This is a genomic window from Roseibium sediminicola, from assembly GCF_023156505.1.
GTDB lineage: Bacteria > Pseudomonadota > Alphaproteobacteria > Rhizobiales > Stappiaceae > Roseibium > Roseibium sediminicola.
Map to the genome: position 1 here is coordinate 111,706 of NZ_JALNMJ010000013.1, position 13,760 is coordinate 125,465.

Consider the following 13,760-nt stretch of genomic DNA (forward strand, 5'->3'; position numbering starts at 1 on the left):
GGTTTAAACGACAGTGAATTAGGCAAGACGCTGGAACGATTTGTCTATCCGCGGTGAACGGCTTGTCGGACATCATGCAGCCATGCCGCTTGCTGCCGTCTCCCCCCTTGTGGGGGAGATGTCCGGGAACCGGACAGAGGGGGGTGAAACGGTCGCCGCGATTTCGGAAATTCCGAATGAATTTGATGGGTTGCCCCCCCCTCTGTCTCCTGGCGGAGACATCTCCCCGCAAGGGGGGAGACGGGCGCAAGTGGCCCGAGCAGGAAACACGCAAAGAGAACTGCTTAACCGGACAGCAGTGGGCTTGACCATGGAATCCATGGCGTTGCGCCACCAAATGCACTGCCCTTGCGACCGGCGAGATCACGGCATGGATTGCCGGATCAAGTCCGGCAATGACGAACGGCGGGTGTTTGATGAACCTCAAAAATCACTCCGCCGCGACCGCCGTTTCCAGGTTGTCGTTGCTCCAGGATGCCGCAGTCTTTGGCGTTTCAGCGGCGTCATCCACTCCCTTCACCTTCTTCCGCCGCGGTGCATAGACCAGCGCGAACATGGGCGGGGCGAAGTAGAACGAGATTACCGTGGAAAGCAGCACGCCGCCGGCGATCGACATGGCAAAGGGGGGCCAGAACCCGCCGCCGCCCAGGATCAGCGGCAGGAAGCCGCCGAAGGTCGTCAGGGTGGTCGAGACGATATGCCGGCTGGAACGCATCACCACATCGACCATGGCGTTCCGGTCGCCAGCCGCCGCCAGCGCGTCCTGTTGCATCGCCGTCAGGATGATGATGGCCGCGTTGATAGAGACGCCAATGGAGCCGATCACGCCGATGATCGCGTTGATGCCAAACGGGTACTGGAACACCGCCAGCGCCAGGATGCTAAGGCCGGCGGACAACATCGCCACCATGAGCGTGACGGCGGACAGGCGGAAGGATTGGAAGGTGAGCACGACCGCGGCAATCGACAGGGGAATGATCAGGCCCAGCGAGCCGATCAGGTTCTTCATTGTGTCGCCGCGGGCATCGCTGTCGCCGCCCGTCTCGATGCGATAGCCTTCCGGCAGTTCGAAGCCGGTCTCCGCGATCTGCATCTGGAGTTTCTTAAGGGCCTCTTCCGGCAGAACGCCATATTGCACAAACGCCTGGACCGTGTTGGTACGCTCGCCGTTGCGCCGGTTGATCTGGCCTTCGGACGGCTCGACGCTGATATCGGCGATGGCCGACACGGGCACACCGTCATAGGCAGCCGATCCACCGGCCCCGGCAGCCGGCAACAGCGGCAAGCTGGCGATCCGGGTCAGGTCGGCGCGCGTGGTCTCGCCAACACGCACCCGCACGGGCAGTTCTTCCGTGCCTTCGATCAGGCTGCCACCAGTGGCACCTTCAAGCACCGCTTCCAGCTGCCTGGCGACATCGCCAAGCCCGAGCCCGACAAGGCGGGCCTTGTCTTCATTGACGGCAAATTTGAGCTTCGGCGCGCCGCCGTCCAGCGTGGTGCGCACAATGGTCACTTCCTCGACACCGGCGGCAAGCTTTCGCAAGATGTCGCCCTGTTCGCGCAGGACCTCGAGCGAGGGACCGACGAGACGCAATTCGACCGGCGCATCCACCGGCGGCCCCTGCACAAGGTCTCGCACCAGGATACGGGCCGACGGAAATGCCCGGGAGAGATCCTGCTGCAGCCGGGGCACAAGACCGGCGGTGGCATCGGGTGAGGCGGTTGTGACTAGAGCCTGGGCAAAGGCCGGTGCCCGGTCCCGGTCGCTGACGATGTTGTAGTAGAAGGCCGGCGCGCTTTTGCCGACAACCCAGGCCACCTGGTCGATACCCTCCTGGGCCTCAAGATAGTCGTCAATCCGCAGCGCCAGCTCGGAGGTTTCGGCAATGGCGGTGCCATCGGCCAGTTCCACCTCGACGTAAAACTGGTCGCGGTCGACACCGGGGAAGAACTGCGCCGTCAAGGTGGACATGCTCATGAAGCCGATGACCGGCAGGACCAGGGCATAGGCGACCGAGCTGGCCGGGTTGCGCATCGCAAATTTCAGCGACAACCGGAACGGAACGGAAATCAAGGCCATCGGTTGCCAGCGCCGTGCCTTCCGGCCTGGTTTGGCAAGCGGCAGCACCCAGCCCGCCATGGCCGCGGTCAGCGTGACGGCGACAATGAAGGACCAGATCAGCATGATGATCACGGCAATGGCGATCGCACCGACAAAGTCCCCTGCCGGTCCGGGCAACAGCACCATCGGCATGAAGGAGAGAGCCGTTGTCACCGTCGAGGCGGCCAAGGGCGCGAACAGCCGCCGCACGGCCTTGCCGACCGCCTCGGTCCGGGTTGCGCCCGCGTTGAGCGCCTGGCCGATTTCGTCGGTCATGACGATGCCGGCATCCACCAGCAGCCCGAGCGCCACGATCATCCCGGTCAGCGACATCTGGTGCAAGGGCAGGCCGATCATGCTCATGGTGGCGAAGGAGGCCAGCGTCACAACGGGCAGCACTGTCGCGACGATGATCGCGGATCGCAGCCCCATCGTCACCAGCAGCACGATCACCACCAGCCCCATGCCGATGGCGATGTTGAAGCCGACATCGGAGAGGCGCTGGATCGTGTAGGTGCTCTGGTCGAACACCAGCCGGTGCTCGATGGAATGGGGCATCTCGGCTTCAAAGGCGGCTATGCGGGTCTGCACCCGGTCCATCCAGGCATCGACCTGCAGGCCGTCGGCGATCTTGGCGGCAACAAGAAGTGCCGGACGGCCGTCCGCAAAGGCGATCTCGTCGGCCGGGTGACGGGTGCCCTTTGTGACCGTGGCAATGTCGCCGACACGGGTGACAAGGCCTGCTGCATCCGTCGAGACCGGGATCTGCCGGACACGGTCGAGGGCGGCAATTTCGCCTTCGACCTCGATCAGGAATTCCCGGTCCCGGCTTCTGAGCCGGCCGGACTGTACCTTGGCGTCGGCGGCCCGGATGGCCGCGGAAACCTGGTCGACGGTGAGCGACAGGGAGGCCAGCAGCGCCGGATCGATCCGGACGAGGATCTCCTCCTCGGCGGCGCCGAAGATCTCGACCTGCTTGATACCGGGCACATTCCTGAGAATATCGGACAGGCCCTCGGCATAGCGCAGCAGCACGGCTTCGGAGACACCGTCATGGCGCGGCACGAGCGCACTGATCGAGGCAAAGGTCCCTGCCCCTTCGGTCTCAAATTCCGGCTCCTGAACCCCTTGCGGAAAGTCGCGCGCGGCATCGGAAAGCTTGTCGCGGATCTCGGACCAGGTCTGTTCGATGACGTCTTCGGAAAGCGTATCCAGCAGCTCGATCTGCAGGATCGAAATGGAGGCCGCGGAGGTGGACTCGATCGTGTCGATCTCCTCCACTTCGCGGAGCTGCTCCTCGATCTTTTCAGTTACCAGAGCTTCGACCCGTGCCGGGTCGGCGCCCGGATAGACCGTGGTCACGCTGGCGAAGATATTGGTGATGGTCGGGTCTTCCTGTCGGCCGATGCCGATCAGGGCGGACGCCCCGGCGGCCAGAATGACGAGGACCATGAGGGCCGCAAGACGCGGCTGGCGAAAGAACAGCGTTGCCATGGATCAGGCCCCGCTGCCCTGGAGCCGCACCGGCTGGCCGGCCACAACCCTATGCACACCCTCGGCGACAATCTGTGTGTCGCGCGTGATCGTGCCACGGACAAAAGCCCGGTCCGCATTCATGTGCAGCACTTCAACCGCTTCACGCACCACCAGATGGGTTCCGTCGTCCGGCGCGTCCACAAGCGTCAACAAGGTCCAGAGCCCACGCGGCCCCTCCTTGAGCGAAGCAGCCGGAACCCAGTAGCCGGGCGATGCGACATGTTCTTCAACGCTCAGCTCGGCAAGCTGACCGAACCCCGGCAGGGCCGGCGGCGCTTCCAGCTCGAACAAGGCCTCGATGGTGCGGGTGCGGGTCTGAAGATCCGGGCGCAGGCCGGCGAACCGGGCCTTGAAAGGCTGTCCGCCGATCTCGATCGTGAATGTCCCGTCCGGATCCAGACTTTTGACGACATCCGGCGCAAGGCCGATGCGCACGGTCGGCCGGGCGCTTTCCAGCACCGACAGCACCGGCTGACCGGGCGTCGCGGTCGCGCCTTCATCCAGGAGACGTGCGCCGACGCGCCCGCCAAACGGGGACCTCAGCACCGATTTGTCCAGATTGATGTCGATCGCCTCGATGGCGGCGTCGATCTGCGCAAGGCTCGCGTTCAGACGGCTGAGGGCCAGGCGCGCCTGGTCGAGAACTTCGTCGCTGACATGACCGGCCTTCTGCAGCTTGCGGCGGCGGTCCAGCGTCAATTGCGCCAGCTCCAGATCACTCTCCGCGGCCGACCGGTTGGCCTGCTGCCGGCGGCGTTCCGCCTCGAGTGACCTGGTATCGAGTCTCGCAATGATATCGCCGGCACCCACCGTACCGCCTTCGTCGGCCATGATCTCACGGATGGTACCGGTGAGTTCAAAGGCCAGATCGGTCTGCCGTGCCGGCTCCAACCGGCCGGTGAACCTGCGGGCGACGTCATATCCGGCTTGAAAATCCGGCCGGAACGCAGCCACTTCGATCAGCGGCGCGGCGCTGATCTGCGGCTTTTCTTCCGCGCGCATCTGGATGGTGGTGACGCCCAGCATCACCGCGGCAACAGCGAGCGCCGAGTTGACTGAAAACGTGGTGAGGCTGAGGAGGCCTCTTGCAAGGCGCTTGAGGCGGCCTGAACCGCTCCCCTGCCCGTCGGCTTCATCCACTTTGTCCCGCATGGCCACGCCCTCATCCTTTGTCTGGCGGTCTTTGTCTGGCGGTGTCGCCGAGCCGTTTCGGGCCGAGCCCAATGTGAACAGCTCTAACTATGTTATCGTTGCTAACATATGTTAGAAGAATTAACTTTCGCAAGGACTCACAGGCAAAAAAGAAACGGACCCATCGATGGCCAAGGCCAAAATCCAGAAAAAGACCGGCTACCATCACGGCGATCTGCGCGGCCAGCTGATCTCCGCCGCGCGGGACCTGATCGAGGAACACGGCCCGGACGGGTTTTCCATGTCCGATGCCTGCCGGCTGGCGGGCGTCAGCAATGCCGCGCCCTACCGCCATTTCAAATCGAAGGAAGACCTCCTGACCGAGGTTGCGATGGACGGGCTTGCCCGGCTCGGCGCGCAGATGGAACAACATGCGGCCGAATATCCGCGCGGCACGGTCCAGTCCCTCGCCGCCATCGGACGGACCTATGTGCAATTCGCCATGCGCGAGCAGCATACCTTTCGGCTGATGTTCAGCACCAAGTCCCATGCCGGCCGGATCGAGGAGCTGAAAACCGTCGGCCGCGGCGCCTATGGTGTGCTTCTGCGGGAGGTGGCGCGCTATCTCGGCGAGGACGACATCACGGAAGAGGTTCTCCAGGCCGCCTTCCCGCTCTGGACCCAGGTCCATGGCCTGTCGTTCCTTGCCATTGACGGCAAGCTCGACGTTACCGCCTTTCCGGTCGACATCGATCAGTCGATCCTGCTGGCGACCGAACGCCTGTTGCCACCCCGGCCCGAACCGCAAGGCTCTTGACCCGGCGCGGACCTGCGCCTAAGCCAGCGGAACCCTGAAACACCTCCTTCCCGGCTCCTGTGGGAGCGTCCGGAGCACCCAATGCCGCAACAGCGCACAGGCGCGGTGAAACAGATCACCAGCCACGCCAATCCGATCGTCAAGGAAATCAAAGGGCTTGTCGCCCAGCGCAAGCACCGCAGTCAGTCGGGCCTGTTTGTCGCCGAGGGCCTGAAACTGGCGACTGACGCGCTTGAGGCCGGCTGGGGCGTGCGATATCTCGCCCTCGGCCCGGAGGCGCGCGACAATCCGGTTGCGCAAAAGGCAGCGGCGACCGCAAAGGCGCGCGGCGCGCTGATCCTGGAAGTCTCGACCGCGGTGATGTCGGCCATGACCCGCAAGGACAACCCGCAAATGGTTGTCGGGGTCTATGAACAAAACATGCTTGGTGCCAAGGACATCGACCCCACCGGGACAACGCTTTGGGTGGCCCTCGACCGGGTGCGCGATCCGGGCAATCTCGGCACGATCATCCGCACAGTCGACGCGGTCGGCGGCGCCGGTGTGATGCTGGTCGGCGACTGCACCGATCCCTTTGCCGTCGAAGCCGTGCGCGCCACCATGGGCTCGCTGTTTCATGTGCCCCTTGCCAAGATGAGCAAGGACGAGTTCAAGGCGCTCGCCGGCAAATGGCCGGGCACCGTCGCCGCGACCCATCTCAAAGGCGCCGTCGATTACCGGGAGCCGGATTATTCCGAGCCCGCCCTTTTGGTCATGGGCAACGAGCAGAAGGGCCTCGAAGACGACATGGCCGCCGCCTGCCCCACCCTGATCCGCATTCCGCAGGTCGGTCAGGCGGACAGCCTCAACCTGGCGGTCGCCACCGGCATCGCCCTTTATGAAATCCGCCGCAAGCATCTGGAGCTTTGACACGTGAGACTGTTCGTATTCGGCGCTGGCTTTTCCTCCAGGGCGTTCATCAAGGAGACCCGCGAAAAGTTCGACTGGATCGGCGGCACGACCCGGTCCGCAGAGAAAGCCCAGGCCCTGAAAGACATGGGAGTCGAGCCGTTTCTTTTTGACGGCGAAACGCCGGGAGACGGCATTTCGGCCTCCCTGGCAACGGCAACCCATGTACTGGTGTCGATTGCGCCCAACGAGACCGGGGATCCGGTTCTGACGCAGCACGGCGATGACCTTGCCAAAGGCCGCCCCGACTGGATCGGCTATCTCTCCACCGTCGGCGTCTACGGCAATCATGACGGCGCCTGGGTGGACGAGGAAACGCCCTGCAAACCGGTCTCCAAACGCTCGGTGCAGCGGGTGGCCGCGGAACAGGCCTGGCTGGAGTTTGCCGAAGCGAATGGCCTGCCGGTCCAGATCTTCCGCCTGTCCGGCATTTACGGCCCCGGCCGCAACGCCTTCGAGAATTTCAAAAAGGGCACGGCGCGGCGGCTGGTCAAACCCGGCCAGGTGTTCAACCGCATTCATGTGGCCGACATCGCCGGTGCCTTGAGCGCGGCCCTGGCGACCCCCTCGACCCGGATCTTCAACGTGACCGACGATGAACCCGCTCCGCCCCAGGACGTTGTCGCATATGCCGCCGAACTGCTGGGCGTCGAGGCGCCGCCGGAGATCCCCTTCGAGACCGCGGACCTGTCACCTATGGCGCGCTCCTTCTACGGCGAGAACAAGCGCGTCTCGAACCAGCGCGTCAAGGACGAGCTGGGCTATGCATTCCGCTATCCGGACTACCGGATTGCCCTGAAGGCCCTGCTCGAAACAGTGTGACTGCAACGAACAGGACCGGTAAACGGCACTCCATGTTGTGTGCCGCTTACCGTCATGGTGCCGTTATTTCGGCTGCGGCACGACGCGCAGATAGGGCTTCAGGGTCTTCCAGCCTTCCGGGAATTTTTCCTTGGCCTCTTCGTCGGAAACGGCCGGGACGATGATCACGTCCTCGCCAGACACCCAGTTGGCCGGCGTCGCCACCTTGTGGTTGGCTGTCAGCTGCAGGCTGTCGATCACGCGGATGACCTCGTCGAAATTGCGGCCGGTGGAAGCCGGGTATTCGATCTTGAGCTTGATCTTCTTGTCCGGTCCGATCACGAACAGCGACCGCACGGTCAGCGTGTCATTGGCATTCGGATGGATCATGCCGTAGGCGGTGGCGACCGTGCGCGCCGGATCGGCGATCAGCGGAAAGTTCAGGGCGACGCCCTGCGTTTCCTCGATGTCGCCCACCCAGGCGCGATGATCCTCGATCGGATCGACGGACACACCAAAGACCTTGACGCCACGCGCTTCGAACTTGTCTTTCAGCTTCGCGGTCATACCCAGTTCAGTGGTGCAAACCGGCGTGAAATCCTTGGGGTGGGAAAACAGGACCGCCCAGGAACCTTCTATGGCGTCGTGGAAGCGGAGTGGACCTTCTGTGGTGTCGACCTCGAAATCCGGAGCCTCGTCACCGATCAGCAATGCAGACATGAATGCTCTCCTTACCTGAAAAGATCCGCGACAGGAGATCGCGGAAGGAAACTTGCGGTCGCAGCGGGAAAAGTTGTGCGATGCTGCGCCACACCCTTCAGCGTCTGGACACAAATGTCCATACCCTACATGCCGCAGCCCCGGAGGCTTGACGGTTCAATGCAAAGACACCAGCTTTGCACCAGAACAAAAATGCAATTTGCAAAAGATTCAGAAACTTCAAGGGAGGAGCGCATGGACACCTGGCGCGTTTATTTGTCCGGTGAGATTCATACCGACTGGCGCGAGCGGATCATGGAAGGCGCCAAGGCGCTGGACCTGCCGGTGGCGTTTTCCGCCCCCGTGACCGACCATGATGCCAGCGACGATTGCGGTGCGGTCATCCTGGGCGGCGAGGACCAGAAATTCTGGTACGACCACAAGGGTGCCAAGATGAATGCGATCCGGACCCGCAGCCAGATCGAGAAGGCCGACATCGTCGTGGTGCGTTTCGGCGACAAGTACAAGCAGTGGAACGCCGCCTTCGACGCCGGTTATGCCTCCGCGCTCGGCAAATCGCTGATCGTGCTGCATGATCCCTCGCTGACCCACCCGCTCAAGGAAGTGGACGCGGCAGCCCTTGCGGTCGCGGAAACATCAGAGCAAGTGGTCGCGATCCTCAAATATGTCATTCAGGGCAAACTGGATCGCTAATCTGACACGATAATCTGGAGCTTATCCCCTTCGGATTGGCTCCAAGTCTTGAAATTAACAAATTCATTACCATACTAAGAGACACTGTGAAAAAGCCCGCGCTTGTTAGCCGGGCAACCAGACCCCAGCCATCGAGGACCTGCACTTGAATGTGACGCAGTCCGTTTTGACTGCGCATCGTCGTGTTTATGGTCGGCCCGGATCTGGCAAGTACTTTAGTATTATCTGAAACGCTGTCATCAAGGCGTTGAAAAAGACGGCTAGACGTGCCGGTTACATGCCTTGATGCAAAAGATTGGAAAGAAGACTCCATGCTGCATGGAAACGTAAAATGGTTCGACACGCGCCGAGGTATCGGCACGATCGAACCCCAGGACGGCGAGGACATTCTCGTCGACATCACGGCCCTGCGCCGGTCGGGCATCGACACTCTGAAGGAAGGCCAGCTTGTGGCTTTCGATCTGGAGTGGCGCCGCGGTCAGATGGTGGCTGAAGACCTGAAAGTGCTGTAACGTAACAGCGTCTTTCCGGCACCAAGGGCGGTTCGACTGCCCTTTTTTATTGGGGGAACGCGATGCGGATCGATGCCAGACTGCAGGAAGGGATCAAGGCCCACCGAAGCGGCAATCTGGAGGCGGCGCTGGCCGCCTACAAGGACGTTCTCACCGAAGATCCCGATCACGCGGACGGCCTGCATTTCCTCGGGCTTTTGCATTTCGACGCCGGCAAACCCGACAATGCCATCATCCTGATCCGCAAATCCCTGGACCAGAATGACCGCAACGCCGCTGCTTACAACAATCTCGGCAACATCCTGAAACTGTCGGAGAGGTCCGATGAGGCCCTGGAGGCCTATGTGCACGCGGTCGAGATCGAGCCGCGCCACGAAGACGCCTGGAGCAACATCAACCGGATGCTGGAAGGCGCCACCAACAATGACGACCTGCTGCCGATCCTGACCGAGATCGTTCGTTTGGACCCTGAAAACCCGAATGCCTGGCACAATTACGGCTTGTCTCTGATGCTGGCCGGTCACCGCGATGAGGCCGCCGACGCGCTGGAGCGCTGCCTGAAATTCGGCGCCGATGTCTGGTCCGACCCGATCTGGCACGCGCGCGTTCTATGTGCCCTCGGCCGTCAAGACCGGGCGATCGAGCATCTGGAAAAGCTCGCCGCCGCGGATCCTGACAATGCGGTCGTGCGCTATCAGCTGGCCGCGGTGCGCGGCGACGACATGGACCAGGCGCCGGAGGACTATGTCAAAACCCATTTCGACAGTTTCTCCGACAGCTTCGACGAGGTGCTGAAGAACCTTGGTTACCGCGCTCCCGAGCTGGTCGCAGAAGAAGTTGCCGCGCTTGCGGCCGGGCGAACCGAGCCGTTCGCGGACGTGGTTGACCTCGGCTGCGGCACCGGCCTGTGCGGACCCCTTATCCGTGCGCATTGCGCGCGCCTAACGGGCATCGACCTGTCCCCGGGCATGCTGCAGAAGGCCGCCGGGCTGGAGGTCTACGATTTTCTCGTCGAGGGCGAGCTGGTCGGGTTCCTGAACTCGGACCTGCCGACCCGCTTCGACCTCGCGGTCTGTGTGGACACGCTGTGTTATCTCGGTGACTTGCAGCCTTTCATGCACGCATTGTTCGCCGCGCTGAAGCCAGGCGGTGTACAAATCGCCAGCGTCGAGCACCTCGCAGATGACACCGGTCCGGATTATCGGGTCGATCCGACGGGCCGGTATGCGCACACACCGGCCTATCTCCGTGCCTGCTCAGAGGAGGCCGGGCTGATCTACGAAGGCGAAAAGCCCGTGGTTCTCCGCCAGGAACTCGGCAGTGAGGTGCATGGCCTCGTCTTCCATGTTCGCAGGCCCTAGGTATTCAGACATGACACCGAACCTTGCGGATTGGATCCTGGAAACAAATTGGATCAGGAATAGGCGGTTGTACCACGCCGGAAAGTTGTTACGTTGTCGCCACTGGGGACAGATGTCCGTCTGAAGGGATCGTGCATGTCGCAATGCAATGTTTTGTTGGTTTACCCGCGTTTTAACGCTGGATCATTCTGGAACTACGGCGCCACCTGCGAGATGGTCGGCGCCAAATATCCGGCTCCGCCGCTCGGGCTGATCACCGTGGCCGCCATGCTGCCGGAGGGATGGAATGTTCGCCTGGTCGACCGCAACACCGGCGAATTGACCGATAGCGATTTCGACTGGGCCGACATGATCATGACCGGCGGCATGCTGCCCCAGCAGGCCGATTGCCTCAGTGTCATCCGCCAGGCTCAGGAAAAGGGCATTCCCGTCGCGGTCGGCGGCCCGGACGCGACATCCTCTCCCGAAGTCTACGAAGCTGCGGATTTCCTGGTGCTCGGCGAAGCCGAAGGCATTCTCAATACGTTCATTGACGCCTGGAACGAAGGCGCCCGCAAAGGCCGCTTCACCGCCGAGAAGTTCAAGGCGGACGTCACTTCCAGCCCGATCCCGCGCTTCGACCTCCTGAAATTCGAGGACTATGTCCAGATCGGGGTGCAATATTCGCGCGGCTGCCCGTTCACCTGCGAATTCTGCGACATCATCGAGCTTTACGGCCGCGTGCCGCGCACCAAGACCAACGACCAGATCCTGGCTGAACTCGACCGGCTCTATGAGCTCGGCTACCGCGGTCATGTCGATTTCGTCGATGATAACCTGATCGGCAACAAGAAGGCCGTGAAGGGCTTCCTGCCCGAGCTCGCCAAATGGCAGAAGGCCCGCAAATATCCGTTCGAAATGTCCACCGAGGCATCGCTCAATCTCGCCGATGACGAGGCGCTTTTGAAGATGATGCAGGACGCGGGCTATTTCTCCGTCTTCATCGGCATCGAAAGCCCGGATCCGGACGTGCTGGTCGCCACGCGCAAAAAGCAGAACACCCGCCGCGACATCGCCAAGAGCGTCCACAAGATCTACGAGGCGGGCATCTTCGTGCTGGCCGGCTTCATCGTCGGCTTCGACGAGGAGAACGACAGGGTGGCCGACGAGATCTCGGCGCTGATCGAGGAGGCGGCCATCCCCGTGGCCATGACCGGACTGCTTTACGCCCTGCCGAACACCCAGCTAACCCGGCGCCTCGCCAAGGAAGGCCGTCTGCACGCGGATTTCGCCACCGACGACCCGGACACCGAACATGGCGACCAGTGCACCGCCGGGCTCAATTTCTCCACGGTGCGTCCGCGCGAACAGATCCTGGAAGACTTCAAGCAGATCATCGACCGTGTCTACGGTCCGGAAGCCTATTTCGGCCGGGTCCAGAGGGTCGCATCGATGCTCGACATGAGCGGTGCCAACGGATCGATCTTTGGTGCAGGGTTCTTCCACGACATCAAGCAGTTCGGCCGGCTGATGTATGCCATGACCTTCAAGGAGACCACCTATCGCTGGCCCTTCTGGAAGACCTTGATCAAGACCGCCTTCACCAATTTCAACGCCATCAAGCCGGTGATGATGATGCTGGCGCTCTATGTTCACCTTGGCCCGTTCTCGCGCTTCGTGATCGCTCAGATCGACAAGCAGATCGCCGACATCGAAAAAGGCCATTGGCAACAACCCACTCTGGTCGCGGCCGAATAGGTCGGCTATGAGAAGCGAGCCGCCTTCCGGCTCGTTTCAACCAGCATCCAGGAAATTCCTGTGCAGTCCGGTCCTTCCAAGCGCAGCGCGCTCGGCTTCATCCTGGTCACCCTGACCCTGAATTCCATGGGCATCGGCCTGATGATGCCGGTGATGCCGTCGCTTCTGACAGAGCTCACCAGTCTACCCGTCAGCGAGGCCGCCCGCTGGGGCGGCGCACTCAGCGTCGTCTACGCGCTGATGCAATTCGTCTTCGGCCCGACACTCGGCAACCTCTCCGACCGTTTCGGCCGCCGCCCAGTGCTGCTGGTGTCCATGTTCTCCATGGTGCTGGACTATCTGATCATGGCGCTGTCCTGGAACCTGGCGGTGCTTTTTATCGGCCGCACCCTGTCGGGCGTGGCCGGCGCGACCTTCTCGGCGGCCTCGGCCTATATCGCCGATGTCTCGTCCAAGAAGGACCGGGCCAAGAATTTCGGCCTTGTCGGCGCCGGTTTCGGCATCGGCTTTGTGCTCGGCCCGATGATCGGCGGTTTCCTGGGTGAATATGGCCCCCGCGCGCCCTTCTACGCCGCAGCGGCGCTGTCCTTCGTCAATTTCGTGTTCGGATGGTTTGTCCTGCCGGAAACGCTCAAGGACGAGAACCGGCGCAGCTTCGACTGGAAACGGGCCAACCCGTTCGGCGCGCTGAAGCAGCTCGCCGCGCATCCGGCCGTGCGCACCCTGCTGCTGGCGGTGTTCCTGTTCGACATCGCCCACTACGTCTATCCGGCCGTCTGGAGCTACTACTCGGAGGAAGTCTTCGGCTGGAGCCCGGGCGACATCGGCCTGTCGCTGGCTTTTGTCGGCATCGGCTTCGCCTTCGTCCAGGGCTATCTGATCCGGGTGCTGGAGCCGAAACTCGGGTCAGGCCGCACCTTGCTGATCGGCCTTGTCGCCAATCTGGTCGCCTTTGCGGGTCTGGCAGTCGCAAGCAGTGGCTGGATGGCCTATTCGCTGATCTGTTTCGCCGCCTTCGGAGCCCTGGCAACACCGGCCTTTACCGGACTGATGTCGAACCGCGTGCCCGACAATGCCCAGGGCGAGCTGCAGGGCATGATTTCAAGCGCCGCTGGCCTCTCCATGGTGATCAGCCCGTTTGTGATGACCCAGATTTTCGCGGAATTCTCCGGCCCGACCGCAACGGTCCAGTTTCCCGGCGCGCCCTTCGCGCTTGCCGGCCTGCTGATCCTGGCCTCGCTGCTGATCGCGCTCCCCTTCATTCGGAAGGAACTGAAAACCAGCCCGGTCTCCGCCGAAGAAAAGACACCAGCGGAGTAATACCAATCTCAATAGATAGGAACCCATCTGATGGCGCTGATCCGGTTTGTCCAGCAAGGCGCGTTGCGCAGCACGGCCTGGTT

General features: G+C 62.3%; 11 protein-coding genes. 8 read left to right on the forward strand and 3 right to left on the reverse strand.

Translation table 11 applies throughout. From position 1 onward, the window contains the following. Positions 1–430: 430 nt before the first annotated feature. On the reverse strand, positions 431–3,595 hold the full coding sequence (locus tag M0H32_RS18230) for an efflux RND transporter permease subunit (RefSeq protein WP_248156511.1): 3,165 nt from the start codon (positions 3,593–3,595) through the stop codon (positions 431–433). Positions 3,596–3,598: 3 nt separating this feature from the next. Next, entirely contained in the window at positions 3,599–4,789 is a 1,191-nt protein-coding gene (locus M0H32_RS18235; RefSeq protein WP_248156512.1) for an efflux RND transporter periplasmic adaptor subunit, read from the reverse strand. Positions 4,790–4,955: 166 nt separating this feature from the next. Between M0H32_RS18235 and M0H32_RS18240 the strand changes: the two genes are divergently transcribed. From M0H32_RS18240 to M0H32_RS18250, 3 genes are all read left to right on the forward strand, one after another. After that, positions 4,956–5,585, forward strand: coding sequence for a TetR/AcrR family transcriptional regulator (locus M0H32_RS18240; protein WP_248156514.1), 630 nt, complete (start codon positions 4,956–4,958; stop codon positions 5,583–5,585). A gap of 81 nt (positions 5,586–5,666) precedes the next feature. Next, positions 5,667–6,494, forward strand: a complete 828-nt coding sequence (locus M0H32_RS18245) for a TrmH family RNA methyltransferase (protein ID WP_248156516.1) — start codon at positions 5,667–5,669, stop codon at positions 6,492–6,494. A gap of 3 nt (positions 6,495–6,497) precedes the next feature. Next, positions 6,498–7,355, forward strand: a complete 858-nt coding sequence (locus M0H32_RS18250) for an SDR family oxidoreductase (RefSeq protein ID WP_248156518.1) — start codon at positions 6,498–6,500, stop codon at positions 7,353–7,355. A gap of 63 nt (positions 7,356–7,418) precedes the next feature. Here M0H32_RS18250 and M0H32_RS18255 read toward each other — a convergent pair whose 3' ends face one another. Next, positions 7,419–8,054, reverse strand: coding sequence for a peroxiredoxin (locus M0H32_RS18255; protein WP_248156519.1), 636 nt, complete (start codon positions 8,052–8,054; stop codon positions 7,419–7,421). Positions 8,055–8,288: 234 nt separating this feature from the next. Here M0H32_RS18255 and M0H32_RS18260 point away from each other — a divergent pair, with 234 nt between their 5' ends. The 5 genes from M0H32_RS18260 to M0H32_RS18280 all read left to right on the forward strand — a co-directional run bounded on the left by M0H32_RS18260 (position 8,289) and on the right by M0H32_RS18280 (position 13,677). Further along, positions 8,289–8,747 (forward strand): YtoQ family protein, encoded by a 459-nt coding sequence (locus M0H32_RS18260; protein WP_248156520.1) that lies wholly within the window; start codon positions 8,289–8,291, stop codon positions 8,745–8,747. 311 nt (positions 8,748–9,058) lie between these two features. After that, a complete protein-coding gene (locus tag M0H32_RS18265; protein WP_248156521.1) occupies positions 9,059–9,259 on the forward strand; it encodes a cold-shock protein in 201 nt (66 codons plus the stop codon). Between the two features lie 62 nt (positions 9,260–9,321). Further along, complete coding sequence (locus M0H32_RS18270; RefSeq protein ID WP_248156522.1) at positions 9,322–10,620, forward strand: tetratricopeptide repeat protein; 1,299 nt, start codon at positions 9,322–9,324, stop codon at positions 10,618–10,620. 135 nt (positions 10,621–10,755) lie between these two features. Further along, positions 10,756–12,357: a B12-binding domain-containing radical SAM protein gene (locus M0H32_RS18275; RefSeq protein WP_248156524.1), complete on the forward strand. Its 1,602-nt coding sequence runs from the start codon at positions 10,756–10,758 to the stop codon at positions 12,355–12,357. Between the two features lie 60 nt (positions 12,358–12,417). Further along, positions 12,418–13,677: a TCR/Tet family MFS transporter gene (locus tag M0H32_RS18280; protein ID WP_248156526.1), complete on the forward strand. Its 1,260-nt coding sequence runs from the start codon at positions 12,418–12,420 to the stop codon at positions 13,675–13,677. Positions 13,678–13,760: the final 83 nt, after the last annotated feature.

Excerpts from the sequence above, each read along its gene's own strand:
- M0H32_RS18230 (WP_248156511.1), bottom strand. The coding sequence starts at position 3,595 with ATGGCAACGCTGTTCTTTCGCCAGCCGCGTCTTGCGGCCCTCATGGTC.
- M0H32_RS18235 (WP_248156512.1), bottom strand. The coding sequence starts at position 4,789 with ATGCGGGACAAAGTGGATGAAGCCGACGGGCAGGGGAGCGGTTCAGGC.
- M0H32_RS18240 (WP_248156514.1), top strand. The coding sequence starts at position 4,956 with ATGGCCAAGGCCAAAATCCAGAAAAAGACCGGCTACCATCACGGCGAT.
- M0H32_RS18245 (WP_248156516.1), top strand. The coding sequence starts at position 5,667 with ATGCCGCAACAGCGCACAGGCGCGGTGAAACAGATCACCAGCCACGCC.
- M0H32_RS18255 (WP_248156519.1), bottom strand. The coding sequence starts at position 8,054 with ATGTCTGCATTGCTGATCGGTGACGAGGCTCCGGATTTCGAGGTCGAC.
- M0H32_RS18260 (WP_248156520.1), top strand. The coding sequence starts at position 8,289 with ATGGACACCTGGCGCGTTTATTTGTCCGGTGAGATTCATACCGACTGG.
- M0H32_RS18265 (WP_248156521.1), top strand. The coding sequence starts at position 9,059 with ATGCTGCATGGAAACGTAAAATGGTTCGACACGCGCCGAGGTATCGGC.
- M0H32_RS18270 (WP_248156522.1), top strand. The coding sequence starts at position 9,322 with ATGCGGATCGATGCCAGACTGCAGGAAGGGATCAAGGCCCACCGAAGC.
- M0H32_RS18275 (WP_248156524.1), top strand. The coding sequence starts at position 10,756 with ATGTCGCAATGCAATGTTTTGTTGGTTTACCCGCGTTTTAACGCTGGA.